Annotated in this window: 19 protein-coding genes; 11 read left to right on the top strand and 8 right to left on the bottom strand. The window is 62.3% G+C overall.

Features of this window, described 5'->3' with window-relative positions:
• Window positions 1–54 precede the first annotated feature (54 nt).
• The 3 genes from ABDK11_RS07960 (at window position 55) to ABDK11_RS07950 (ending at window position 4,744) form a co-directional block, all read left to right on the top strand.
• Window positions 55–1,212: a saccharopine dehydrogenase NADP-binding domain-containing protein gene (locus tag ABDK11_RS07960; protein WP_346839760.1), complete on the top strand. Its 1,158-nt coding sequence runs from the start codon at window positions 55–57 to the stop codon at window positions 1,210–1,212.
• 101 nt (window positions 1,213–1,313) lie between these two features.
• Entirely contained in the window at window positions 1,314–3,002 is a 1,689-nt protein-coding gene (locus tag ABDK11_RS07955; protein WP_346839759.1) for an FMN-binding glutamate synthase family protein, read from the top strand.
• A 29-nt stretch (window positions 3,003–3,031) separates the two neighbouring features.
• A complete protein-coding gene (locus ABDK11_RS07950; RefSeq protein ID WP_346839758.1) occupies window positions 3,032–4,744 on the top strand; it encodes a thiamine pyrophosphate-dependent enzyme in 1,713 nt (570 codons plus the stop codon).
• A 70-nt stretch (window positions 4,745–4,814) separates the two neighbouring features.
• Here the strand turns inward: ABDK11_RS07950 and ABDK11_RS07945 are convergent, their stop codons facing one another.
• Window positions 4,815–6,458 carry a SulP family inorganic anion transporter gene (locus tag ABDK11_RS07945; protein ID WP_346839757.1) on the bottom strand — a complete coding sequence of 548 codons (1,644 nt, stop codon included), beginning with the start codon at window positions 6,456–6,458 and terminating at the stop codon, window positions 4,815–4,817.
• Window positions 6,448–7,125 carry a carbonic anhydrase gene (locus ABDK11_RS07940; protein WP_346839756.1) on the bottom strand — a complete coding sequence of 226 codons (678 nt, stop codon included), beginning with the start codon at window positions 7,123–7,125 and terminating at the stop codon, window positions 6,448–6,450. The genes ABDK11_RS07945 and ABDK11_RS07940 overlap by 11 nt, the downstream gene beginning before the upstream one ends.
• Before the next feature lie 123 nt (window positions 7,126–7,248).
• On the opposite strand from ABDK11_RS07940, the gene ABDK11_RS07935 reads away from it, so the two are divergent.
• Window positions 7,249–8,187 (top strand): hydrogen peroxide-inducible genes activator, encoded by a 939-nt coding sequence (locus ABDK11_RS07935; protein WP_346839755.1) that lies wholly within the window; start codon window positions 7,249–7,251, stop codon window positions 8,185–8,187.
• A gap of 198 nt (window positions 8,188–8,385) precedes the next feature.
• Here the strand turns inward: ABDK11_RS07935 and ABDK11_RS07930 are convergent, their stop codons facing one another.
• Both ABDK11_RS07930 and ABDK11_RS07925 read right to left on the bottom strand, forming a co-directional pair.
• Window positions 8,386–9,018, bottom strand: a complete 633-nt coding sequence (locus tag ABDK11_RS07930; RefSeq protein ID WP_346839754.1) for a malonic semialdehyde reductase — start codon at window positions 9,016–9,018, stop codon at window positions 8,386–8,388.
• Between the two features lie 14 nt (window positions 9,019–9,032).
• Window positions 9,033–9,506, bottom strand: a complete 474-nt coding sequence (locus tag ABDK11_RS07925) for a DUF3429 domain-containing protein (RefSeq protein WP_346839753.1) — start codon at window positions 9,504–9,506, stop codon at window positions 9,033–9,035.
• 87 nt (window positions 9,507–9,593) lie between these two features.
• Between ABDK11_RS07925 and ABDK11_RS07920 the strand changes: the two genes are divergently transcribed.
• The gene (locus tag ABDK11_RS07920) at window positions 9,594–9,857 is read left to right on the top strand and encodes a DUF3081 family protein (RefSeq protein WP_346839752.1); all 264 of its coding nucleotides are present in this window, start codon (window positions 9,594–9,596) and stop codon (window positions 9,855–9,857) included.
• Between the two features lie 55 nt (window positions 9,858–9,912).
• On the opposite strand, the gene miaE is transcribed toward ABDK11_RS07920, so the two are convergent.
• Together miaE and ABDK11_RS07910 are read right to left on the bottom strand one after the other, a co-directional pair.
• Window positions 9,913–10,533, bottom strand: coding sequence for a tRNA isopentenyl-2-thiomethyl-A-37 hydroxylase MiaE (miaE, locus tag ABDK11_RS07915; RefSeq protein WP_346839751.1), 621 nt, complete (start codon window positions 10,531–10,533; stop codon window positions 9,913–9,915).
• 85 nt (window positions 10,534–10,618) lie between these two features.
• Window positions 10,619–11,368: an iron-containing redox enzyme family protein gene (locus ABDK11_RS07910; RefSeq protein WP_346839750.1), complete on the bottom strand. Its 750-nt coding sequence runs from the start codon at window positions 11,366–11,368 to the stop codon at window positions 10,619–10,621.
• A 170-nt stretch (window positions 11,369–11,538) separates the two neighbouring features.
• On the opposite strand from ABDK11_RS07910, the gene ABDK11_RS07905 reads away from it, so the two are divergent.
• Together ABDK11_RS07905 and ABDK11_RS07900 are read left to right on the top strand one after the other, a co-directional pair.
• Window positions 11,539–12,465: a hypothetical protein gene (locus tag ABDK11_RS07905; protein WP_346839749.1), complete on the top strand. Its 927-nt coding sequence runs from the start codon at window positions 11,539–11,541 to the stop codon at window positions 12,463–12,465.
• Between the two features lie 129 nt (window positions 12,466–12,594).
• Window positions 12,595–13,062: a DUF2269 domain-containing protein gene (locus tag ABDK11_RS07900; protein WP_346839748.1), complete on the top strand. Its 468-nt coding sequence runs from the start codon at window positions 12,595–12,597 to the stop codon at window positions 13,060–13,062.
• A 21-nt stretch (window positions 13,063–13,083) separates the two neighbouring features.
• Here ABDK11_RS07900 and ABDK11_RS07895 read toward each other — a convergent pair whose 3' ends face one another.
• Complete coding sequence (locus ABDK11_RS07895; RefSeq protein ID WP_346839747.1) at window positions 13,084–13,539, bottom strand: DUF1289 domain-containing protein; 456 nt, start codon at window positions 13,537–13,539, stop codon at window positions 13,084–13,086.
• A 294-nt stretch (window positions 13,540–13,833) separates the two neighbouring features.
• Here ABDK11_RS07895 and acnB point away from each other — a divergent pair, with 294 nt between their 5' ends.
• Window positions 13,834–16,449 carry a bifunctional aconitate hydratase 2/2-methylisocitrate dehydratase gene (gene acnB / locus ABDK11_RS07890; RefSeq protein ID WP_346839746.1) on the top strand — a complete coding sequence of 872 codons (2,616 nt, stop codon included), beginning with the start codon at window positions 13,834–13,836 and terminating at the stop codon, window positions 16,447–16,449.
• Window positions 16,450–16,547: 98 nt separating this feature from the next.
• Here the strand turns inward: acnB and ABDK11_RS07885 are convergent, their stop codons facing one another.
• Window positions 16,548–17,123 carry a hypothetical protein gene (locus ABDK11_RS07885; RefSeq protein ID WP_346839745.1) on the bottom strand — a complete coding sequence of 192 codons (576 nt, stop codon included), beginning with the start codon at window positions 17,121–17,123 and terminating at the stop codon, window positions 16,548–16,550.
• A 495-nt stretch (window positions 17,124–17,618) separates the two neighbouring features.
• Here ABDK11_RS07885 and ABDK11_RS07880 point away from each other — a divergent pair, with 495 nt between their 5' ends.
• From ABDK11_RS07880 to katG, 3 genes are all read left to right on the top strand, one after another.
• On the top strand, window positions 17,619–18,134 hold the full coding sequence (locus ABDK11_RS07880; protein WP_346839744.1) for a hypothetical protein: 516 nt from the start codon (window positions 17,619–17,621) through the stop codon (window positions 18,132–18,134).
• Between the two features lie 160 nt (window positions 18,135–18,294).
• Window positions 18,295–18,639 carry a cupin domain-containing protein gene (locus ABDK11_RS07875; RefSeq protein ID WP_346839743.1) on the top strand — a complete coding sequence of 115 codons (345 nt, stop codon included), beginning with the start codon at window positions 18,295–18,297 and terminating at the stop codon, window positions 18,637–18,639.
• Window positions 18,640–19,210: 571 nt separating this feature from the next.
• Window positions 19,211–21,367, top strand: a complete 2,157-nt coding sequence (gene katG / locus ABDK11_RS07870; protein ID WP_346839742.1) for a catalase/peroxidase HPI — start codon at window positions 19,211–19,213, stop codon at window positions 21,365–21,367.
• Window positions 21,368–21,402 lie beyond the last annotated feature (35 nt).

Here is a 21,402-nt window from a genome sequence, read left to right as displayed (position 1 = left end):
CACGGCCACGGCCACGGCGCGCCGGTAGAACCAGCAACGGATTGAAACGGCACCATGGTGAACAACCTGAATAGACGCGTACTGATACTCGGGGGCTACGGCACCTTCGGCTCGCGCATTGCACAACTGCTCAGCAGCGAACCAGATGTCCAGCTGATCATTGCCGGGCGCGACAAATTCAAGGCCGAGCTGTGCGCATCCAAGCTCCCCTGCCCCGCGGAGGGCCTGCGTCTCGAGCGGGATTCAGTCAACCTCGCCGCACTGCTGAAATCCCTGCACCTGGACCTGCTGATCCACTGTGCCGGCCCCTTCCAGAACCGTGACTACCGGGTGGCCGAGGCTTGTATCGACGCCGGCGTGCCCTATATCGATATCGCCGATGCGCGCCGCTTCGTGTGCGACTTCCAGCGCCTCAACAAGGCCGCCCAGGCGGCGGGCATTGCGCTGGTCTCCGGCGCCAGCTCGCTGCCGGGGCTGAGCTCCGCCGTGCTGAAGGAAATCGGCCGCGAATTGCCGCAGATCGAGAGCGTGGAGATGGAAATCGCCCCGGCCCACCGCATCGCCCGCGGGCTGGCCACGGTGCGCGCCGGCTTCGAGGCCCTGGGCCAGGGCTTCCCGATGCTGCGCGACGGCCAGTGGCGCGAGACCTTTACCGGCACAGAGCTGCGCCGCGCCAGCCTGGCTCACCCGGTGGGCGAGCGCTGGCTGTGCAATTTTGATGTGCCCGACCTGGAACTGTGCCCCCGCGCCCTGCCCGGCCTGCGTACAGCGCGCTTCGGCACCGGCGTACAGCCGCGGCCGCTGCAGCTGGGTCTAGCACTGTGCGCGCAACTGGCACGGCTGCAGATCCCCGCGACCAAGCCCTGGATCGCGCGCCTCGGCCACCGCCTCGCGGCTCGCTGGCCCGGTGGCAGTCCGCACGGCGGCATGCGCATCCGCGCCGCGGGGCACAATGCGCGCAGCGAGCCTGCCACTTGGCAGTGGCAGGTTCTCGGCCTGAACGGCGACGGCCCCTGGATACCGGCAGCGCCGGCGGCGGCCCTCGCGCGCAAGATGCTGCGCGGGGATTACCAGGCGACCGGCGCCACGGCCTGCTGGCAGCTACTGGAGCTGGACGAAATCCTGTCCGAACTCAGGGATCGCGCCGTGGTCACCGCGATTGAGCAAGTCTCTGCAGATCAGTCCCGAGCGGCCACTGCAGCCGGTTTTTAAGCCGACCCACCCCCTCTGTGGCGCGGCAGAGCCCTGCAAGTCTTTCCGCGCTGCGGCGCAGCAACTGGTAGCAACCGGCACTGGATGCCAAACTGCTCCCTATGATCATTTCCGAAGCCTTGCGGGCCTACTCCGGCAAGAATGGTATCAAGCGCGCCATCATCCCCCTGGCGGCGCTGCTCGCGACCCCGTTTTTCCTCCTTCTCGCCTTGCTGCACAGTGGCTGGTGGCTGCTCGGCGCACTGGTCAGCCTGTCGCTGGTAGCCCTCGGCACTTACGACATATTCCAGCGACACTGGACACTCACCCGCAATTACCCGGTTGCCGCGCGCATTCGCTGGCTGTTCCTCGACCTGCGCCCCTATTTGCGCGCCTATGTCGTCGAGGGCGATGAAGAGGGCAAGCCATTCAGCTACGAGGCCCGCCGCCTGGTACATGCCCGGGCCGAAGGGTCCAGCGACATTCATCCCTTCGGCACCGAACTCGATGTGCAGTCGGCAGAGTACGCGTGGCTGAACCACTCGATGGCGCCGGCGGAAAAGGCCGATACCAAGGCGCGGGTCGAAGTGGGCACCGATCAGTGCTCACAGCCGTATAGCGCCGCCCTGCTGAATATTTCCGCGATGAGTTTTGGCGCCCTGTCCGGTGCCGCGATCGAAGCCCTGAACAAGGGCGCGGCGATCGGCGGTTTCTATCACGATACGGGCGAAGGTGGCATAAGCCCGCACCATCGCAAGCATGGCGGAGACCTGGTGTGGGAACTCGGCACCGCTTATTTCGGCGCCAGAGCCGACGACGGCAGCTTCGATCCCGACCTGTTCCAGGCCGCCTGCGACGATCAGGTGCGCATGACCGAAATCAAACTCAGTCAGGGCGCCAAACCCGGCCACGGCGGCGTGTTGCCGGGGGCGAAAGTCACTGAGGAAATCGCGCGCACCCGCAAGGTCACCGCCGGTGAAGACTGTATTTCCCCGCGCTTTCATTCCGCATTTTCCACGCCCATTGAACTGCTGGAGTTCGCCGCGCGCATGCGCGAACTGTCCGGTGGCAAGCCGGTCGGCATCAAGCTGTGCGTGGGTCATATTCACGAAGTTCTCGCGCTGATGAAAGCCATGCACGAAACCGGCATTCTGCTCGATTTCATCGTGGTCGACGGCGCGGAAGGCGGCACTGGGGCCGCACCGCTGGAACTGTCCAACCACGTTGGCATGCCGCTGCAAGAAGGGTTGATTGTGGTGCGCAATGCGCTGGTCGGTGCCGGTCTGCGCGACAGGGTCCGGCTCGCGGCCAGTGGGAAACTTTACTCGGCCTCCGGGCTGGCGGAATGCCTCGCCATCGGTGCCGATTGGTGCAACGCGGCGCGGCCCTTCATGTTCTCGATTGGTTGTATCCAGGCGCAGCGGTGCCACACCGGCACCTGCCCCACCGGCGTCACCACACAGGATCCGCGGCGTCAGCGCGGCCTCATCGTCGACGTGCAGGGCAAGCGGGCCGCCGCCTTCCAGGCGAGAACACTGGAAGCACTGGGCACCATCGTTGCCGCAGCCGGGTTGACCCACCCCTGCGAGCTGCGCCCTCACCATCTGTACCAGCGCATCAGTGCGACAGAATCCATGCCCGTCGATCGCGTATGGCACTTTCTCGAAGATAACGCCCTGCTCGATGCCCCGGACGACACCCCTTATGCGCACTGGTGGCGCGCCGCGCGAGCCGATAGTTTCAAACCGGCCATCGAGCTGGAGAAGACGCGCACCAACGACATCCGGCGCACACCTGCTCAACGGAAATAATTCAATTCCCGGTATTAGGGAGACAAAGCATGTCCACCGTTTCGGAAATTATCGCCGACACACTGGTTCAGGCCGGTGCCAAGCGCTGCTACGGTATCGTCGGCGACACCATCAATCATTTTACCGATGCCGTGCGCCGCTCGTCACTGGAGTGGGTGCACGTGCGCCATGAAGAAGTCGGCGCCCTCGCCGCCGGCGGCGAATCCTATTTGACCGGGGAGCTGAGCGTCTGCGCCGGCACAGCCGGCCCCGGCAGCCTGCACTTCCTCAACGGGATTTTTGAAAGCCATCGCAATGGCGCGCCGGTGCTGTTGATCGCTTCCAACATCGATCGGCCGGAACAGGGGCTGGGGTTTCCCCAGGAAGTGGACCAGAAAAAACTCTATGAGCAGTGCTCGGTGTTCTGCGAAACGGTGTCGCACCCGGATCAGGCCCGCCGCATCGTGACCCAGGCTGCGCAGGCAGCCCTCAACCGGCGCGGGGTGGCGGTGGTGATTGTCAACGGCGACACCTTCAAGCACACGAGTGAAGACGCCATTCCCTGGGCAGTCCATCGCCCCCGGTCACTGGCGCGCCCGGTGGACCAGGAACTAGACCAGCTCGCGGAAAAACTCAACAACGCGAAAAAAATCACTATCTACGCGGGTATCGGTTGCCGTGGTGCGCAGGATGCCGTCATCAAACTCGGGCGTAAGTTGGGCGCGCCCATCGTGCACACAACCCGCGCGAAGGAATTCCTGGAACCGAACAATCCGTGCAACGTGGGCATGAACGGCATCCTCGGCAATCCGGCCGGCTACCGCGCCGTGATGACCTGCGACCTGCTGTTCTGTCTGGGCACCGATTTCGCCTATACGCAGTTCTATCCGGAAAACGCCACGATCATCCAGCTCGACATCGATGCCACCCACATCGGTCGCCGCGCTGCAGTGGACATGGGTCTGGTTGGGGATGTGGGCGCCAGCGTCGACGCGCTGCTGCCACGCCTTGAACCGAGAAAGGGTTCCACTTTCCTCGATGAGTTGCGCGCTCGCTATACCGAGGACCTAGAACAGCTGGCGAAACGCGGAGAGGAACCGGATCCGACACTGATCCACCCGCAATTCGTCGCGCAGACGCTGGACGAACTCGCGGCGGTGGACGCAGTGTTTACCGCGGACGGCGGCTCTCCGATGGTGTGGCTACTGCGCCACCTGCACGCCAACGGACGGCGCGCATTCCTCACCAGCCTGTTGCACGGCACCATGGCCAACGCCTACCCGCAGGCGCTGGGCATTGCCAAGGCTTATCCGGGCCGGCAGGTAATCGCCCTGTGTGGCGATGGCGGGCTCACGATGCTGCTCGGTGACCTGCTGACGCTGGTACAGGAAAAGATTCCGGTAAAGTTACTGGTGTTCAACAACCAGTCATTGGGATTCGTGGAAATGGAGCAACGGATTGAAGGCCTGCTGGACAGCTTTACCGAGCTGCAAAACCCGGACTTCGGCCAGTTGGCGCAAATCTGCGGCCTGTGGGGCGAGCGGGTTGAGAATGCCGAGGATCTCACTGACGCCATGGAGCGCTTGCTCGCGGCAGACGGACCGGCGCTGCTGGATGTCCGCGTCAATCGCATGGAGCTGGTCATGCCGCCGGAAGTCACCGCGCAGCAGGTCTCCTCTACCGCCCTGTTCGGGCTCAAGGCACTGCTCGGCGGCCGTGCCGACGAAGTGATCGACCTGGTAAAAAACAACCTACTGCGCTGAGCCCGCCTAAAGGCGCCGGCAAGCCGGGATATTACGCCGGCGCTACAGACATAGCGCCGGCCTCGCGACGTCACTCCCCGACTGCGCGCCGGGGGATTGAGTGCAGAGGCGCATCATTGCGCGGAATCAACGCCAGCTCCCCTGCATGCAAGGCTTCGCTCTGGTCGACGAACTCGCCGTCACCGGGCAGACCGCGATTCATTCCCGCCAGTACCCCGCGCACCTCGCCGTTCATACCGGCGAGATACAACAGCTGGCCGCTGTCGCGGGCATTGGTGGCGACGGTCTCTACCGCCAGCGCTGCCGACAGATCCAGATACGGCACCGCGGAGAAATCCAGGATCAGCACGCGCGATCCCGCCTCGCTGTGTTCGCGCACGTGGTGTCCCAAATCCGCGGCAGCGCCGAAGCTCAGCGGGCCGCTGAAGCCGAATACCGCAATGGAATCGCGGTGGCGCTCCAGAATGGCGCGCTCCTCCGGGCTGTCCATATGCTCCGGCAGGTTGCGCAGCCTTTCGATCTGCAGGCTGGCCACCCGCTTGACGAAGGTCAGCGCCGCCAGCACCACCCCGACCGCCACCGCAGTGATCAGGTCGACGAAAATGGTCAGTACCAGTACCAGCGCCATCAGCACCAGATCCCAGCGCGGTCCCTGGTGGGCGCGCTTCAGGTAATTCCAGTCGATGATATCCAGCCCCACCTTCACCAGGATGCCAGCCAGCACCGCCAGCGGAATATTGGCCGCCAGTGGACCCAGGCCCAGCGCCACCGCCAGCAATACCAGCGCGTGGATCATGCCCGACAGGCGCGTGCTCCCACCGGAGCGGATATTGACCACGGTGCGCATGGTGGCACCGGCGCCGGCGATACCGCCAAGCAGGCCGGCGGCGGTATTGCCGATGCCCTGGCCAATCAGCTCGCGGTTGCTGTGGTGGCGCTCGCGGGTCATGTTATCGGCCACCAGCGAGGTCAGCAGGCTGTCGAGGGAACCCAGCACGGCCAGCACCAGCCCCGCCTCCAGCACCAGCCACAGCGTGTCGCCACTGAAGACCGGCAACTGCAGCTCCGGCAGACCCGAGGGAATGGCGCCGAGCAGCGGTACATCCAGCGCGAAATACGCCACCAGGGTACCGCCAATCAGCGCCGCCAGCGGTGCCGGCAGGTAGCGGCCGAAGCGCGCCGGCCAGCTGTAGACCAGCGCCAGGGTACCCAGCCCCAGCAGCAGGTTGGCCGGGTGTATGTCGGCCAGTGCGGCAGGCAGGTTACCGAGCGCGCCCAGGGTGCCACCGGGGGCATCGTGGCCGAGCAGCGGATTCAGCTGCAGGATGATGATGATGGCACCGATACCGGTCATAAACCCGGAAATCACCGGGTATGGCACCAGGCGGATATAGTGGCCGAGACCGAGCAGCCCGAAGGCCACCTGCAACAGGCCGGCGAGCATTACTGCGGTAAAGATCAGCGCCGCATCACCGGACAGGCTGGCGAAAAGCCCCGCCAGCACCACCACCATGGGCCCGGTGGGCCCGGAAATCTGCGCGCCGGTACCGCCGAACAGCGCGGCGAAGAAGCCCACCGCAATGGCACCGTACAGGCCCGCCATCGGCCCCAGCCCGGACGCAACGCCCAGCGCCAGCGCCAGTGGCAGGGCCACCACACCGGCGGTCACGCCGCCGGTGATGTCTCCGCGCAGGTTGGACAGATCAGGCTTCATCGGCCGAATTCCCCACGGCTTCGGCCGCGCGGCTGGTGAAGGCGGCCCGGTAGGTTTCATCCATCGGCTTGAAGCCACCGGATTCCACGTCGTAGTAGAGCACCTCGCCGCTGGCGATATCGTACAGCCAGCCGTGCAGGGTCAGGCTGCCGCTCGCCAGGCCGGTGGCTACCGCCGGGTGGGTGCGCAGATTCTGCAGCTGCTGCACCACGTTCTCGCAGGTGACGGCGTCCAGCTGTTCAGTGCCCAGTTCGCCGCAACGCGCTCGCACCACCTCGGTGGCGGAGCGGCAGTGGCCCAGCCACTCGCGGACATGCGGCAGTCGGTCGAGTTTCTCTGGCGCAATCGCGCCCTTCATCGCGCCACAGTCGGTGTGGCCGCAGATAACGATGTGGGACACGCCCAACGCCGCCACCGCAAACTCGATCGAGGCGGTGGTACCGCCGGTCTCGTTGCTGTGCGGCGGCACCACATTGCCCGCGTTGCGGCAGATGAACAGCTCGCCCGGCTCGGTCTGGGTTACCAGGTTGGGGTCGATACGGGAATCGGCGCAGGTGATAAACAGCACCTCCGGGTTCTGGCCATTGGCCAGCTTGCGAAACCGCGCCTCTTTGGTCGGGAAGACCTCTTTCTGAAACTTGGCCACTCCGGAAATCACGTGTTCCATGGAAACTCCTCTGTGTAACAGTGCGGGCTATCTGCTCAAACGTCATTATTTGTGATAGCCCAATAACAAAAAATACCAATTTCTGATAATTTATAGTTATCAGATCGTTCTGGGGAGAACACCTTGGCCTCGGTACAACCAACCCTGAAGCAGCTGGAATATTTCGTCGCCATCGCTGCGTCCGGCAGCTACCGCCGCGCCGCGGAGGAACTGGGCGTCAGCCAACCGGCGCTGACCACACAGGTCGCAGCGCTGGAGCGCTCACTGGGCCTATCGCTGTTCGAACGCTCCCGCGCCGGCACCCTGCTCACGCCGGCGGGACGCGAACTGCTGGAGCAGGCGCGCCAGATCCTGCTGGCCATGCGCGAGCTGCGCGAACATGCCGACATGATTGCCCGCGGGCACCAGACCACCTACCGGCTGGGCGTGCCGCCCACCGTCGGCCCCTACCTGCTGCCGAACGTGCTGCCAGAGCTGCACAAACGCCACCACCAACTGAAACTGTATGTGCGCGAAGCACCTCCGCGGCTACTGCAGCGGGATCTCGTCGATGGCGCGTTTGACCTCGCTATTCTACCGCTGCCGCTGGCATCGGAGGAACTGGCGTTGGAGCCGCTGTTCACAGAACCGCTGAAATTTGTCGTGCCGGCGGATCACCGCCTGGCCGACCGGACCAAGGTGACCCCATCGCAGCTGCGCGGTGAAAAGGTGCTGACACTGGAGGATCAGCACCACTTTCACCACCAGGTACAGGAGATCTGCCGGGACCTCGGCGCCCAGTTGCAGCGGGACTACGAGGGCACCAGCCTGGATACGCTGCGGCAGATGGTAGTGATGGGGTTAGGGGTGGCCTTCCTGCCCGGCCTCTACGTGCATTCGGAGATGCACGATCCGGAAGCGCTGCATGTGAGTGAACTCAAGGGCAAACCGATCCTGCGCCAACACGGCCTGGTGTGGCGCGCCAGCGCACCGGGGCGGAATTTTTACCGACAGCTGGCGGCGGATATGCGCACGATTATCGGGCGGCGGCTGGGGGATGTGGTGACGGTGGCGGGCAGTTAGCGCGCAATTGGCCGGCGGGCCTGTGGCCCGCGCGGGCGAACACAAGGTTCGCCCCTACGAAACCTGTTTAGTGGTTCTATCCACTGCAGCGCCTAATACGCTCTGTAAGCACCGCCGGAATCTTGACCACCTGACTCCGTCTGTAGGGGCGGACCTTGTGTCCGCCCGGGGTGGGACTCCCACTGGAAAAGAGCTTCGCTACAGAATCTTGCACACCTCATCGAAATCGAAGCGCGGACTGCGCGGGTGCAGCATTTCCGGGTCGCCGTAACCGAGGTTGCACAGGAAGTTCGACTTGATATGGCTGTCCGGACAATGCTCCTGCTGGAACGCCGCGTCCTCGCTGGGCTCGCGGAAAAACTCGTGGTCTACAGCGGCGTTGTCGAAGCCGGACATGGGCCCGCAGTCCAGCCCCAGTGCGCGCGCGGCGAGAATAAAATACCCGCCCTGCAGTGAACCGTTGCGAAAGGCCGTGGCAGCGGCCAGCTCCGAATTGTTCACAAACCAGTCCCGCGCCGAGGCATGGGGAAACAGCTTGGGCAGGTATTCGTAAAACTTCAGATCGTGCGCAATGATCGCGGTCACCGGCGCCGCCAAGGTTTTTTCGACATTGCCCTCATTCAGTGCCGGCTTCAGGCGCTCCTTGGCCTCTTTGCTCTTCAGGAACAGAATCCGCACCGGACAGCAGTTGGCGCTGGTGGGCCCCATTTTCATCAGGTCGTAGAGACGATTCAGGGTGTCGTCCGCGACCGGTTTGTCGAGCCAGTGACTGTGTGTTCTGGCGTCGGTAAAGAGCTGATCAATCGCGGCATTGGCAATGGCTTCACTCACGGTCCTTCTCCCGTTCAGTCGGTGAATAGAATGGTCACAATCATAATCAGATGACATCCGATCACGAGATAAGTTACCCGGCTGCGGGTTCTGAAATAGTCGTACAAACGCGGCAGGTTCGGATTCAGCCGCGCCTCGGCTGTCACCACAAAGGCGTACCCCAGCGCCAGCAGCGGCAGGGCCCACGGGGTGCGGTACAGCAGCAGCGCAACCCAGCCGCCAACACACACCAGGTTGCTGAGTACAGCGAGGGCAATGCGGTGGCGGTGCGCCACCCGATTGAGCGCCCCGCCCCACCAGATTCCGCACAGGAAGCTGAGAATCACAGCGCTGTAGGCGGCGAACCACAAGCGGCCACCCACGCCGAAAACCTCGACACCGGTCGCCTGCATCAGGATACCGAGCACAAACGGCAGCAGGCCGAGATAGGCCAGCGCATCGAACAGCCGGGTTTTCCGCACCGGCGAAGTCTGGTTGCCTGACGCCATGTGGTTTAAGCTGACCGGAAGAAAAGACGCGGAACGGCTCCGCGTACGAAAACATTAAGTTTAGCGCAAACGCCAGTGGAGGAAGTCGTGGAACAGGAACACAAGATCGACGTCAAACAGGCACTGCGGGTGTTTGACAAGGCGACTCGCAAAGGCGAGAAAAGAGAAGATGGCTGGCACTATCGCGGCCTGACCATGAATACCGATTTCGACGGCTACACCGTATTTATCAGCTCATCCAAGGTGCAGCTGACGGTGTTCTTTCACAACAAATACACCGTCGACTACGGCAACGCGTACGATCTGCAGGAGTTTGTCGACCTGCTCGCCAAAATCGACCGCGCCGACTGATCCGGGTATCGACTTGAGTGTGGACAGGCCGCGGTAGCACGGTCGCCGCGCACCGTCAGGTGCGCGCCGGCACACCGCTGTGAAAGCGGAACTCGCCATCGCCGCCCTGTACCAGACCGCGCTCCACTTCCAGCAGCTCTTGCACTCGCGATTCAATATCCTCACCCGCGGCTTTCTCGGCCAGCGTCAGGTAATCGCGAAAATGCCGCGCCTCGGACTTGAGCAGTGACAGGTAGAATTTCTGCAGCTCCTCGTCCAGGTGTGGGGCGATACGCGCAAAGCGCTCGCACGAGCGCGCCTCGATAATCGCCCCGCAGATCAGTGTGTCCACCAGCCGCGCCGGCTCATGCGCACGCACCTGTTCGCGCAGGCCCGCGGCATAGCGGGAGGCACTGATATGGGGATAGGCAATGCCGCGCTTCTTCATGATCGCCAGCACCTGCTCGAAATGCCGCAGCTCCTCGCGCGCCAGGCGCGACATCTTGTTCAGCAGTTCGAAGTTGTCCAGATAACGGAACATCAGGTTCAGCGCGGTACCCGCCGCCTTCTTCTCGCAATTGGCGTGATCCACCAGCATCAGCTCCGGCTCCGCCAGCGCCGCCTCCACCCAGGCGTCGGGCGTGGGGCACAGCAGGAAGTCGTGAATGGCGGACAGATCGGGGACTGGGGTACTCATGGTGGTTAATCGCAAATCGGGCTTTGTGGGCGGCGGATTATAGCGGCGCCGCGGGCCACTTGCCTAACCGGCAACCACAATCCGCTCAACCGGCCCGGCGCGCCTGATGCTGGGCCAGCTGCACCAGGCCGCAGTGCTCCGCGACCTCATCCCGATAGTGCAGCCAGGCGTGCAGCGCCCGCCCCAACCACTGCAGCACCAGCGGGCGCGCGCGCTCGTCGACATAATCGAGCATCAGGTGCCAGGCCGTCTTGCGCAGGGCACACTCCCGCTGGCGGTTGACCCGGTGCAGCGCCAGATTCGCCAGCGGCAGGCCGTAGTGCTTCACCAGCGGGTGATCGCGCAGCGGTGGCTGCGGCCGCAGGGGCCGCCCCGGCTCCAGCACATCGCGATCGTACGCGCCCCCCTTAAGAAACAGGACGCTCACTGCCACCGCCACTTCCCAGCCGTGATGGCTGCAGGCATCGTCCAGCAACTGCCGGAATGCGGCCGCAGCCGGCAGCAGCTGCACCCCCTTGAAGCGATCCAGGTTCATGCCGAGGCCGCGCGGGTACTCCAGATACAGCTCCGCGTGCGGGCCGCTGTCACTCAGGCGGCCAGTCTCCTCCTCGTACAGGATCTCCGCCAGCGCCCGCCGCACGGCGGGCAGCGGGCACTGCCCGTAGGCCTGCGCCAGCAACAGCGGAAAATCCCGCACGTAAGTGCCGTACTGTTGCTCCAGATGGATATGCAACAGATCCCTGGGCACCATACCGGCAGCAAATGCCGGTTGCGCCCAGTGCACCTTGCGCTCCATCACGCGCAGCAGGGAGTCTTTGAATTCGCAGCGGTTCATGGCGCTAATGGTAGGGAGTGTAGCCGCGCCACAGTAATCGCCCTGCCCTGATTCGCCAGCGCGGCTGCAGGGTATTCCCGAGTTCGGTGGTGGCAGTGGAAAAGGATCAATTGATAACGACTTATCAAGTGGTATATTTATACTCTCCATAAACAATTGCCCGAGGCCTCATGCCAGCCAAGGATGTCCGCCGCACAGCCGCGGCAGTGCCCCAATCCCTGCAGCGGCTCGCCACCAGTGCCGCCGCCCTGCGCCAGCAGCTGGAACAGCTGCAGGTGTCCAGCCGGCCGTGGCAACACTACCTGCTGCAACCGCCGTTTGCCGCCGATGCCGCCGCGCAGCTCGGCGGTAGTTTCGAGCACCCGTTCGCCCTGGCCGGCGCACTGATCGCGCAGCTCGACTACACCGACACCCCCGCCGCGGCCAGCGATGCCCGCAGCACCCTGCAGATCCCCGGGCTGCTCGCGGTGCCGCAGAGTGCGATCGACAGCGCCCGCGCACTGAACAGCGCCAAAGACACATTCGCCGAGGCGGTACGCGCATTCCGCGCGGCGGTCAGCGACAGGCCGGCGGCAGAGCGGGACCAGCGTCTGCGTGATTTACTGGCCGAGGCCAGGCACCCGCGCGCGCACCTGCGCCAGTGCTACCGCCAGGTACTGCTCTGCCCTACCCGGCCGGACGCCCTGTCGCTCAGCTGGATCAAGGCGCGCAAGTCGATCCGCAAAGTCACGGTGGAGTGGTGCGAGCGCAAACTGGTGCAGATGGATCCCCAGGGTATCGATGCCGGCATCCAGTACCAGCGCCACCTGCTCGCCGGGCTGCATCGCGCTCAACACGACGACCTGCGCCAGGTGCAGGTGCAGAGCCGCCCCAACCTGCAGGTGGCGGAAATTTTTCGCGAGGAAGATGACGAGACGTATCGCCAGGTAGGCTATGCGGCCATGCCGGTGCTGGTATTGGCGGATGAACACGGCCAGCTGCCGGAATTTACCCGCGTCGATCACCAGCCCGGCCACAGCCGCCGGCGGCAGCGGCGCGACCTGGCGCTGGGTGGCGAGGCATTTCTGCCGGCGTTGCGGGTGTTTTTACGCGGCTAGCGTACGCGGCCATATTCCCCGGAGGAATACGCTCAGTTAGCCACGCCCGCCAAGAGGCGCTTCCCGCTGCCCTTAGCGACGATTAGCGTTATGGTATCCGCCACCACTAACCCAACCAGGATCGCCCGCATGACGCCCTACCTGCTCCTGAAAACCCTGCACGTCCTCAGCGCCACGATTGTTCTCGGCACCGGTATCGGCATCGCCTGGTACACACTGCGGGGCTGGTTGAGTGGGGATCGCCGGGTTATTCGCTGGGTCAGCGGCGAAACTGTAGCCGCCGACTGGCTGTTTACCGGCGGCGCGGCAGTGACACTGCTCGGCAGTGCGACGGGAATGCTGATCATCAATCCCGGCTGGCTGCAGCAGCCGTGGCTACAACTTGCGACAGCGCTGACGGGGTCGGTGTTCCTGCTGTGGCTGCCGGTGGTGTTTCTGCAGTACCGGCTAAGGCATCACGCCCACAATTCTGATGATCACGCTGACGACAACGCATCCCTGCGCCGCATCATGCGCGCCTGGTGCCTGCTGGGCGCGATTGCGTTTCCGGCAATGTTGGTGATTGTTTTTTTGATGGTGGCGAAACCCAACTGGTAGCCGCCGGCCCGGTGGGCAGGCTCAGGCGTGCTGCAATCCCGGCGCCACAAAGCGCTGGTAGTAGGCCACCGACAGCGCATAGAAATCCTCGTCGATACGCCGGCGCAATTCCACCAGCGGCACACCGCGAGCCACAGGCGTCGGGCACAGGCCATAGAGGGCCGGATCGGGAATCTGGCTGGCGCCGGCGCGCAGCAATTCGAACACCCAGCAGTAGGGATTTTGCGCTTCGTCAAAACGGATCTGCTGGTGGCGCAGCTGCGCGACCAGCAGCTTCTGGTCCACGATCTCCAGCTGGCTGCGTACGGCGTTGACCAGGTAGCCCTCGCGGCGCTCGGCGATAACCCGGCGCTGGTCCTCGGAATAGGCATTCCAGTCGATCACCTCGTGGGCAAACCGCTTACAGCCGCGGCAGACATTGTCGCCAATGCCGGTGGAGCAAACGCCGATACAGGGTGTGCGGACTTTTTTAAACATCTGATTCCAAGCCAGGCCGAATTCCAGGTGGGGATTACCCGCGCGCTAGACTATTTTGTTTGCTTTCCAATGGGAAGATCGAGCTCACAAATTGACCATTATTCACCAACCAAATAATGGCAATTCGCGTAAGTTATTGATTTTTCAATAAACTTAACAGAAATCCGCGGTTGCGGTAGAATTCGCCCCCCGCCTCCAGCGGCCCGAACGCACTTTTTCCCGAGGGGCTGACATCCGCACCCGGGATTTCTGCCAGCTGTTGGTGCCACCCCATATACAAAGAGGGACTTATCCGTGCTTGAAGCCTATCGCAAACACGTCGCCGAACGCGCCGAACAAGGTATTCCGCCCAAGCCGCTCGATGCCGAGCAAACGGCCGATCTGGTCGAGCTGCTGAAGAATCCCCCCGCCGGCGAAGAACAGGAACTGGTTGACCTGCTGACCCACCGCGTACCGCCGGGTGTGGACGAGGCAGCCTATGTCAAAGCCGGCTTCCTGTCCGCCATCGTCAAGGGCGAGGCGAAGTCCCCCCTCATCGACCGCGAACACGCCACCAAACTGCTGGGCCAGATGCTGGGCGGCTACAACATCGCCACCCTGGTCGAGCTGCTCGATGACAAAGACCTGGCCGACCTGGCCGCCGAGCAGCTGAAAGGCACCCTGCTGATGTTCGACGCCTTCCACGATGTGGAAGAGAAAGCCAAAGCCGGTAACAACAAAGCCAAGGAAGTGATCCAGTCCTGGGCCGACGCCGAGTGGTTCACCAAGCGCAACAAGGTGCCGGAAAGCATCAAGGTTGCCGTGTTCAAGGTCACCGGCGAAACCAACACCGACGATCTGTCCCCGGCCCCGGATGCCTGGTCCCGCCCGGATATCCCGCTGCACGCGCTGGCCATGTACAAGATGAAGCGCGACGGCCTGGAGCCGGAAGAAGCCGGCGTAACCGGCCCGCTGAAGCAGATCGAAGAAGCCAAAGCCAAGGGCCTGCCGGTCGCCTTCGTCGGCGACGTGGTCGGCACCGGTTCCTCGCGCAAATCCGCCACCAACTCCGTACTGTGGTACTTCGGCGAAGACATGCCGGGCGTACCGAACAAGAAAGCCGGCGGTATCTGCATCGGCGGCAAAGTGGCACCGATCTTCTTCAACACCATGGAAGACGCCGGCGCACTGGTGTTTGAAGCACCGGTAGACGAGCTGAACATGGGCGACGTGATCGAGATCCGCCCCTACGACGGCAAGATCCTGGCTGAAGACGGCAAGGTCCTGAGCGAATTCGAACTGCGCTCCCAGGTGCTGCTCGACGAAGTGCAGGCCGGTGGCCGCATCAACCTGATCGTCGGCCGCGGCCTGACCACCAAGGCCCGCGAATCCCTCGGCCTCGGCGCGAGCGAACTGTTCCGCCTGCCGGAGCAGCCGAACGACACCGGTAAAGGCTACACCCTGGCCCAGAAGATGGTCGGCAAGGCCTGCGGTATGGACGGCGTACGCCCGGGTACCTACTGCGAGCCGAAGATGACCACCGTCGGCTCCCAGGACACCACCGGCCCGATGACCCGCGACGAACTGAAAGACCTCGCCTGCCTCGGCTTCCAGGCCGACCTGGTCATGCAGTCCTTCTGCCACACCGCCGCCTACCCGAAGCCGGTGGACATCGACACCCAGCACAAACTGCCGGACTTCATCATGAACCGCGGCGGCGTTTCCCTGCGCCCGGCGGACGGCATCATTCACAGCTGGCTGAACCGCATGCTGCTGCCCGACACCGTGGGCACCGGTGGCGACTCCCACACCCGCTTCCCGATGGGCATCTCCTTCCCGGCCGGTTCCGGCCTGGTGGCATTTGCCGCGGCGACCGGCGTTATGCCGCTGGATATGCCGGAATCCGTGCTGGTGCGCTTCAAGGGTGAAATGCAGCCCGGCATCACCCTGCGCGACCTGGTCCACGCGATTCCTTACTACGGTATCAAGCAGGGCCTGCTGACCGTGGAGAAGAAAGGCAAGAAGAACGCCTTCTCCGGCCGCATCCTCGAGATCGAAGGCCTGGACAACCTGACCGTGGAACAGGCGTTCGAACTGTCCGACGCCTCCGCCGAGCGCTCTGCTGCCGGCTGTACCATCAAGCTGTCTGAAGAAACCATCGCCGAGTACCTGCGCTCCAACATCACCCTGCTGCGCTGGATGATCGCCGAAGGTTACGGCTCCGCCCGCACCCTGGAGCGCCGCGCGCGTGCCATGGAAGAGTGGCTGGAAAACCCGCAGCTGATGGAAGCGGACAAAGACGCCGAGTACGCCGAAGTGGTCGAGATCGACCTGGCCGAGATCAAGGAGCCGATCGTGTGCGCCCCGAACGATCCGGACGACGCACGCCTGCTGTCTGAAGTAGCCGGCGACAAAGTCGACGAAGTGTTCCTCGGCTCCTGCATGACCAACATCGGTCACTTCCGCGCCGCCGGTAAACTGCTCGACCAGCACAAGGGCAGCCTCCCCACCCGCATGTGGATCGCGCCGCCCACCAAGATGGACGAGCACCAGCTGATGGAAGAAGGCTACTACAACATCTACGGTGCATCCGGTGCCCGCACCGAAATGCCCGGCTGCTCCCTGTGCATGGGTAACCAGGCGCGCGTAGCGGCGAACAGCACCGTGCTGTCCACCTCTACCCGCAACTTTCCCAACCGCCTGGGCGACGGTGCCAATGTGTACCTGACCTCTGCGGAACTGGCCTCCGTGGGCGCCATCCTCGGCAAACTGCCCACCCCGGCCGAGTACCTGGAGTATGCGAAAAACATCAACTCCATGGCGGCAGAGATCTACCGTTACCTGAACTTCGACCAGATTGAGGAATTCCAGAAATCTGCCGAAGAAGGCAAGCGCATTGCCGCTACTGAAATTCAGGATGTCGCGATTTAATTAGCGCCTCCCCTGAAACGAAAAAGCCCCGCATCGCGGGGCTTTTTTTTGATCTGTGGCACAGTGACCACAGCCTGAAGAAGGTGCCGGATATTAACTCAGCGCTTCTTGAGCATTGACCCGCGCGCATCCAGCCCCGCCAGAATCGCCTTCATTTCATCGGCCTCTTCCGCCGCGCGCTTGGCCTTGGCAGCGGCGATGGCCGCTTTCTCAGCCTCGATGGCCTCCTTGATCTTGCGCTCCTTGGCGGCACTGCCGGTGCGCCCGACCGCCAGCTTCTCCTTAACCGGCTTGGTGGTACGTTTGGCAGGGGAAGGGGGACTGATGGGCGCAGCACCAACTCCAAGACGCTTCACCTTGGCCTTAGGGGCCAGAGAAGCTTTAGTGGTGCCGGGCAGCACAGTCTTTATCCCGGCGAGGCTCTTGCCGCCGTATGTCTCCAGCGCCTCCTCCACGAACATCTTCAGTTCCGTTGCGTCTTCGGCAACGGCGAACAGGCTCACGTCAAAGGCCTCCGGGCCAAATGACTTCAGCTCCTTATAAAACGGATGTTCAATCCCAAGCTCAAGCGCAGCCTGAAATTGCTTGAATCTGGCTTCCGGCGAAACACCTTCCCGCGCCGTGCCAACCCAGACCGAGTCTGTCTCTTCATTTATAAGGGTAAATACGATCATACAACCTCAGACAACACCTTGGTGATCGGCACACGACCACCGGTTCAGAATCCCCGAAAGAGTAAAAGGTCGCGCATTCTAATGAGTTAAAAATAAAAGTGCAGTCTTGACTTGAACGAATTCAGACTGGATCGGGCCAGTACCATTTCAGCCCGCCACGGGACTGACAGTACAAAATACAACCAAGCCACTTCGCTGCAGAGAATCGCCGGTCGCGCCCGCGCAAATTTTCGTGCGAAAAGCGGGAGGCACAAATTCCGGGAAACCTCGCCAGAGCCCAACTGTTCGCGTATTCCACCCTGATTAGGTTATTGAATTTGAGTGTGCGCCCCTTGAATTAAGCTGCAGTTGTGCACGAGACGGGACGCCATGAACGCATCGCACGAATGTCCACTCCGAAACAAACCATGTTACTTTAAGCACTCTCATGCTGGATAAGGACTTCAACCTGCTCAATTTTGGCGGTTATTTCCCTGACTTTTAAAGGATTAAAAGATGCCTATTCATACCAACAACACAAGAAATGGGCGCCAACTCAGCGCTATTAAAGAAAATTATCCAGCAGTACTTAACGGTCGCACGACCCACCTTCCCATCTATCAGATTCGTGCGAGCGCGCTTATCGGCAACAGAATATCCGGAGATTTGGCCAGGGTATTAGCCAGCATCAAGAAGAACAATCAACTCGATTTACAGGAGGGGTATCGACAGGAAGCGTTACACAGCGACACGCTGGGGAACCTTCCAGTTCCTCCGGGTGCTGGTGTCCAGTACCGGGAATATTTCGTTCCAGGGAACGGAGCGCACAGTTCCGGTTACTGGAGACTCGTTGGCGACATTCGCAATCATCGCCTGTTTATCACGCCTACGCATTATGATATCTGGTTGATGGATTTGGATGCTGCGCAGGTAAAGGACGACAATCAGGAAGTTGCGCATACCACAACCGGGGCACAAAACCCCTTCTTTCACCTCACCGGCGTATCGGCATGGAGCAGCCTGTTCTGGTAGGTTCTGCGCTGCGGTATTGATTGGCCCCTCGCACAGTCGCGTCTCTGTATCCGGTTGCAGAAAGCCGGAAAGTACCTACTCTGGTTATTTCCGTGTAAGTCGCAGGCACCAGAGGCCTAATTGCACATCAGCACCCTGAATGCGAGGCGAGGATAGCAAGGTGAGCAACGAACAGGCGGCACCAGAGACAAAGGGGGTAACGGTACAGCTCCTCGGTGCTTTAGACCTCGGGCCGGAGCTCGAGGGGCTGGCCGGACGTGAACTGCGGATGCGTATGGTGACGATTGAGCCGGGCGGCGTATTCGGCCCGGTTCACGACCATAAGGACCGCCCGGGGATCGTCTACATCCTGCAGGGAACGATCACGGACCACCGGGACGGCATCGCTACCGATTATGGGCCCGGGCTCGGCTGGCCTGAAGACAGGAATACACGACACTGGCTGGAAAATCGGGGAACCACGGCGGCGATTGAGATTTCAGTGGATATCGTCAGACACGATTAACTGCCGGCCAAAAGCGCGAGCCCTGCGGCGGAAAACGAGCGCTGGCGGATAACACGCTATTCAATCACACCACGCTGTGTCTTAGCCCACAGCTGACGGCCTCTGCCCGTTGGCTCTGAATCGGCGGCAGGGATAATCTGCTGCGCTTGTGTCGAGGGCAGTAGCAAAATTATTTTTCAATGGCGCAAATAATCGCGGGTTTTAATTATCTGCTAACGGTTCGGAGCGCCACAGTCCCGTTTGTCAGCTGACGGATTTTCTGCTTTAACTGTTGCAGTAATTACCGATGACCTTGAGTTACCGCGCACGCAGCGCAAGTCACACTGCCTGCAAGCCTGTTGATAGCCAGAAACTACCTCTGCGTTAGTCATAATTGATTACACAAATCGTCGGCACTAGCAGATATTGGCGACTAACGCGGCGTCAGCTTGTCACGGTAAACAAAGCACTTCTGAATAAGCCCGCAACGCCTCTGGACCTCCCTGCGGCAAGCCCCGAGGGGCGCAGCGCCATGGCGGAGCTGTCCACTGGATTCCCCACTCCTTGAATGGATCAATTAGGAGATTCACCGATGTCTGATAACAAATGCCCGGTAATGCACGGTGCTATGACGGAAAGCGGCATGTCCAACATGGACTGGTGGCCCAAGGCGCTCAACCTCGACATCCTGCATCAGCATGACACCAAGACCAACCCGCTGGGCGCGGATTTCAACTATCGCGAGGAAGTCAAAAAGCTCGACTTCGCCGCGCTCAAGCGGGATCTCACTGCACTGATGACCGAAAGCCAGGACTGGTGGCCGGCCGACTGGGGCCACTATGGCGGCCTGATGATTCGCATGTCCTGGCATGCGGCCGGCACCTACCGTATCGCCGATGGCCGCGGCGGCGCCGGTACCGGCAACCAGCGCTTCGCCCCGATCAATTCCTGGCCGGACAACGTGAGTCTGGACAAGGCGCGCCGCCTGCTCTGGCCAATCAAGAAAAAGTACGGCAACAAGCTCAGCTGGGCGGATCTGATCACCTATGCCGGCACTATCGCCTATGAATCCATGGGCTTGAAAACCTTCGGCTTCGGTTTCGGTCGCGAAGACATCTGGCACCCGGAAAAGGACACCTACTGGGGCTCGGAGAAAGAATGGCTGGCCCCCACCGGCAGTGAGGGAAGCCGTTATTCCGGTGAGCGCGACCTGGAAAACCCGCTGGCGGCGGTAATGATGGGGCTGATCTACGTAAACCCGGAAGGTGTGGACGGCAACCCGGATCCGCTCAAGACCGCCCACGATGTGCGCGTCACCTTCCAGCGCATGGCCATGAACGATGAGGAAACTGTGGCGCTGACGGCCGGAGGCCATACCGTGGGCAAATGTCACGGCAATGGCGACCCGACGCAGCTCGGCCCGGAACCGGAAGGCGCCGGGCTTGAAGAACAGGGCCTGGGCTGGATCAATCACCACCAGCGCGGCATCGGCCGCGACGCGATCACCAGTGGCCTCGAAGGCGCTTGGACCAGCAACCCGACGCAATGGGATAGCGGCTACTTCGAAATGCTGCTCAACCACGAATGGGAATCCAGGAAGAGCCCCGCCGGCGCCTGGCAGTGGCAGCCGGTCGACATCAAGGAGGAAGACAAGCCGGTGGATGTGGAAGACATGTCCACGCGCCGCTCCCCCATCATGACCGATGCCGACATGGCGATGAAGATGGATCCGGAGTACCGCAAGATCGCCGAGAAATTCTACAAGGACCCCGACTACCTGGCCGAAGTCTTTGCCCGTGCCTGGTTCAAGCTCACCCACCGCGATATGGGGCCGAAAGACCGCTATATCGGCCCCGATGTACCCCAGGAAGATCTGCTCTGGCAGGATCCGGTGCCCGCCGGCAGCACGGATTACGATGTGGCGGCGGTGAAGGAAAAGATCGCTGCCAGCGGCTTGAGCATCGGCGACATGGTATCGACCGCCTGGGACAGCGCCCGCACCTTTCGCGGTTCCGACTTCCGCGGTGGCGCCAATGGCGCACGCATCCGCCTGGCACCGCAGAAAGACTGGGTCGGCAACGAGCCCGAACGCCTCGCCAAAGTACTGGCGGTGCTCGAACCGATCGCGGCCGAAGCGGGGGCGAGCGTTGCCGATGTTATCGTGCTGGCGGGTAATGTCGGGATTGAGCAGGCCGTTAAAGCCGCCGGATTCAATGTCAGCGTGCCCTTCTCGCCCGGACGCGGGGACACCACCGACGCGCTGACCGACCCGGAGTCCTTCGTTGACCTGGAGCCGATCCATGACGGCTACCGCAATTGGCTGCTGAAAGATTACGCCGTGCGCCCGGAAGAACTGATGCTCGATCGCACCCAGCTGATGGGCCTCACCGCACCGGAGATGACGGTGCTGGTAGGCGGTATGCGCGTACTCGGCACCAACCATGGCGGCACCAGGCACGGCATGTTCAGCGACCGCGAGGGCGTGCTCAGCAACGACTTCTTCGTCAACCTCACCGACATGAATTACACCTGGAAGCCCACTGGCAGCAACCTGTATGAAATCCGCGACCGCAAGACAGACGCAGTCAAATGGACAGCAACGAGAATCGATCTCGTGTTCGGCTCTAATTCCATTCTGCGCGGTTATGCGGAGTTCTATGCGCAAGATGACAACCGGGAAAAGTTCGTGCAGGATTTCGTTGCCGCGTGGAGCAAAGTCATGAACGCGGATCGTTTCGATCTCGCCTGACCCCGCAGCAAACCCCCACGCCCGCAAGCAGCGGC

The organism is Microbulbifer sp. SAOS-129_SWC, assembly GCF_039696035.1.
Lineage (GTDB): Bacteria > Pseudomonadota > Gammaproteobacteria > Pseudomonadales > Cellvibrionaceae > Microbulbifer.
Note: the sequence above shows the minus strand (reverse complement) of the source record. Positions and strands in the feature narration are given on the sequence as shown.

Bases quoted from the DNA above. Each gene is read 5' to 3' on its own strand.
- ABDK11_RS07960 (WP_346839760.1), top strand. From the start codon at position 55: ATGGTGAACAACCTGAATAGACGCGTACTGATACTCGGGGGCTACGGC.
- ABDK11_RS07955 (WP_346839759.1), top strand. From the start codon at position 1,314: ATGATCATTTCCGAAGCCTTGCGGGCCTACTCCGGCAAGAATGGTATC.
- ABDK11_RS07950 (WP_346839758.1), top strand. From the start codon at position 3,032: ATGTCCACCGTTTCGGAAATTATCGCCGACACACTGGTTCAGGCCGGT.
- ABDK11_RS07945 (WP_346839757.1), bottom strand. From the start codon at position 6,458: ATGAAGCCTGATCTGTCCAACCTGCGCGGAGACATCACCGGCGGCGTG.
- ABDK11_RS07940 (WP_346839756.1), bottom strand. From the start codon at position 7,125: ATGGAACACGTGATTTCCGGAGTGGCCAAGTTTCAGAAAGAGGTCTTC.
- ABDK11_RS07925 (WP_346839753.1), bottom strand. From the start codon at position 9,506: ATGGCGTCAGGCAACCAGACTTCGCCGGTGCGGAAAACCCGGCTGTTC.
- miaE (WP_346839751.1), bottom strand. From the start codon at position 10,533: ATGAGTACCCCAGTCCCCGATCTGTCCGCCATTCACGACTTCCTGCTG.
- ABDK11_RS07910 (WP_346839750.1), bottom strand. From the start codon at position 11,368: ATGAACCGCTGCGAATTCAAAGACTCCCTGCTGCGCGTGATGGAGCGC.
- ABDK11_RS07905 (WP_346839749.1), top strand. From the start codon at position 11,539: ATGCCAGCCAAGGATGTCCGCCGCACAGCCGCGGCAGTGCCCCAATCC.
- ABDK11_RS07900 (WP_346839748.1), top strand. From the start codon at position 12,595: ATGACGCCCTACCTGCTCCTGAAAACCCTGCACGTCCTCAGCGCCACG.
- ABDK11_RS07895 (WP_346839747.1), bottom strand. From the start codon at position 13,539: ATGTTTAAAAAAGTCCGCACACCCTGTATCGGCGTTTGCTCCACCGGC.
- ABDK11_RS07885 (WP_346839745.1), bottom strand. From the start codon at position 17,123: ATGATCGTATTTACCCTTATAAATGAAGAGACAGACTCGGTCTGGGTT.
- ABDK11_RS07880 (WP_346839744.1), top strand. From the start codon at position 17,619: ATGCCTATTCATACCAACAACACAAGAAATGGGCGCCAACTCAGCGCT.
- katG (WP_346839742.1), top strand. From the start codon at position 19,211: ATGTCTGATAACAAATGCCCGGTAATGCACGGTGCTATGACGGAAAGC.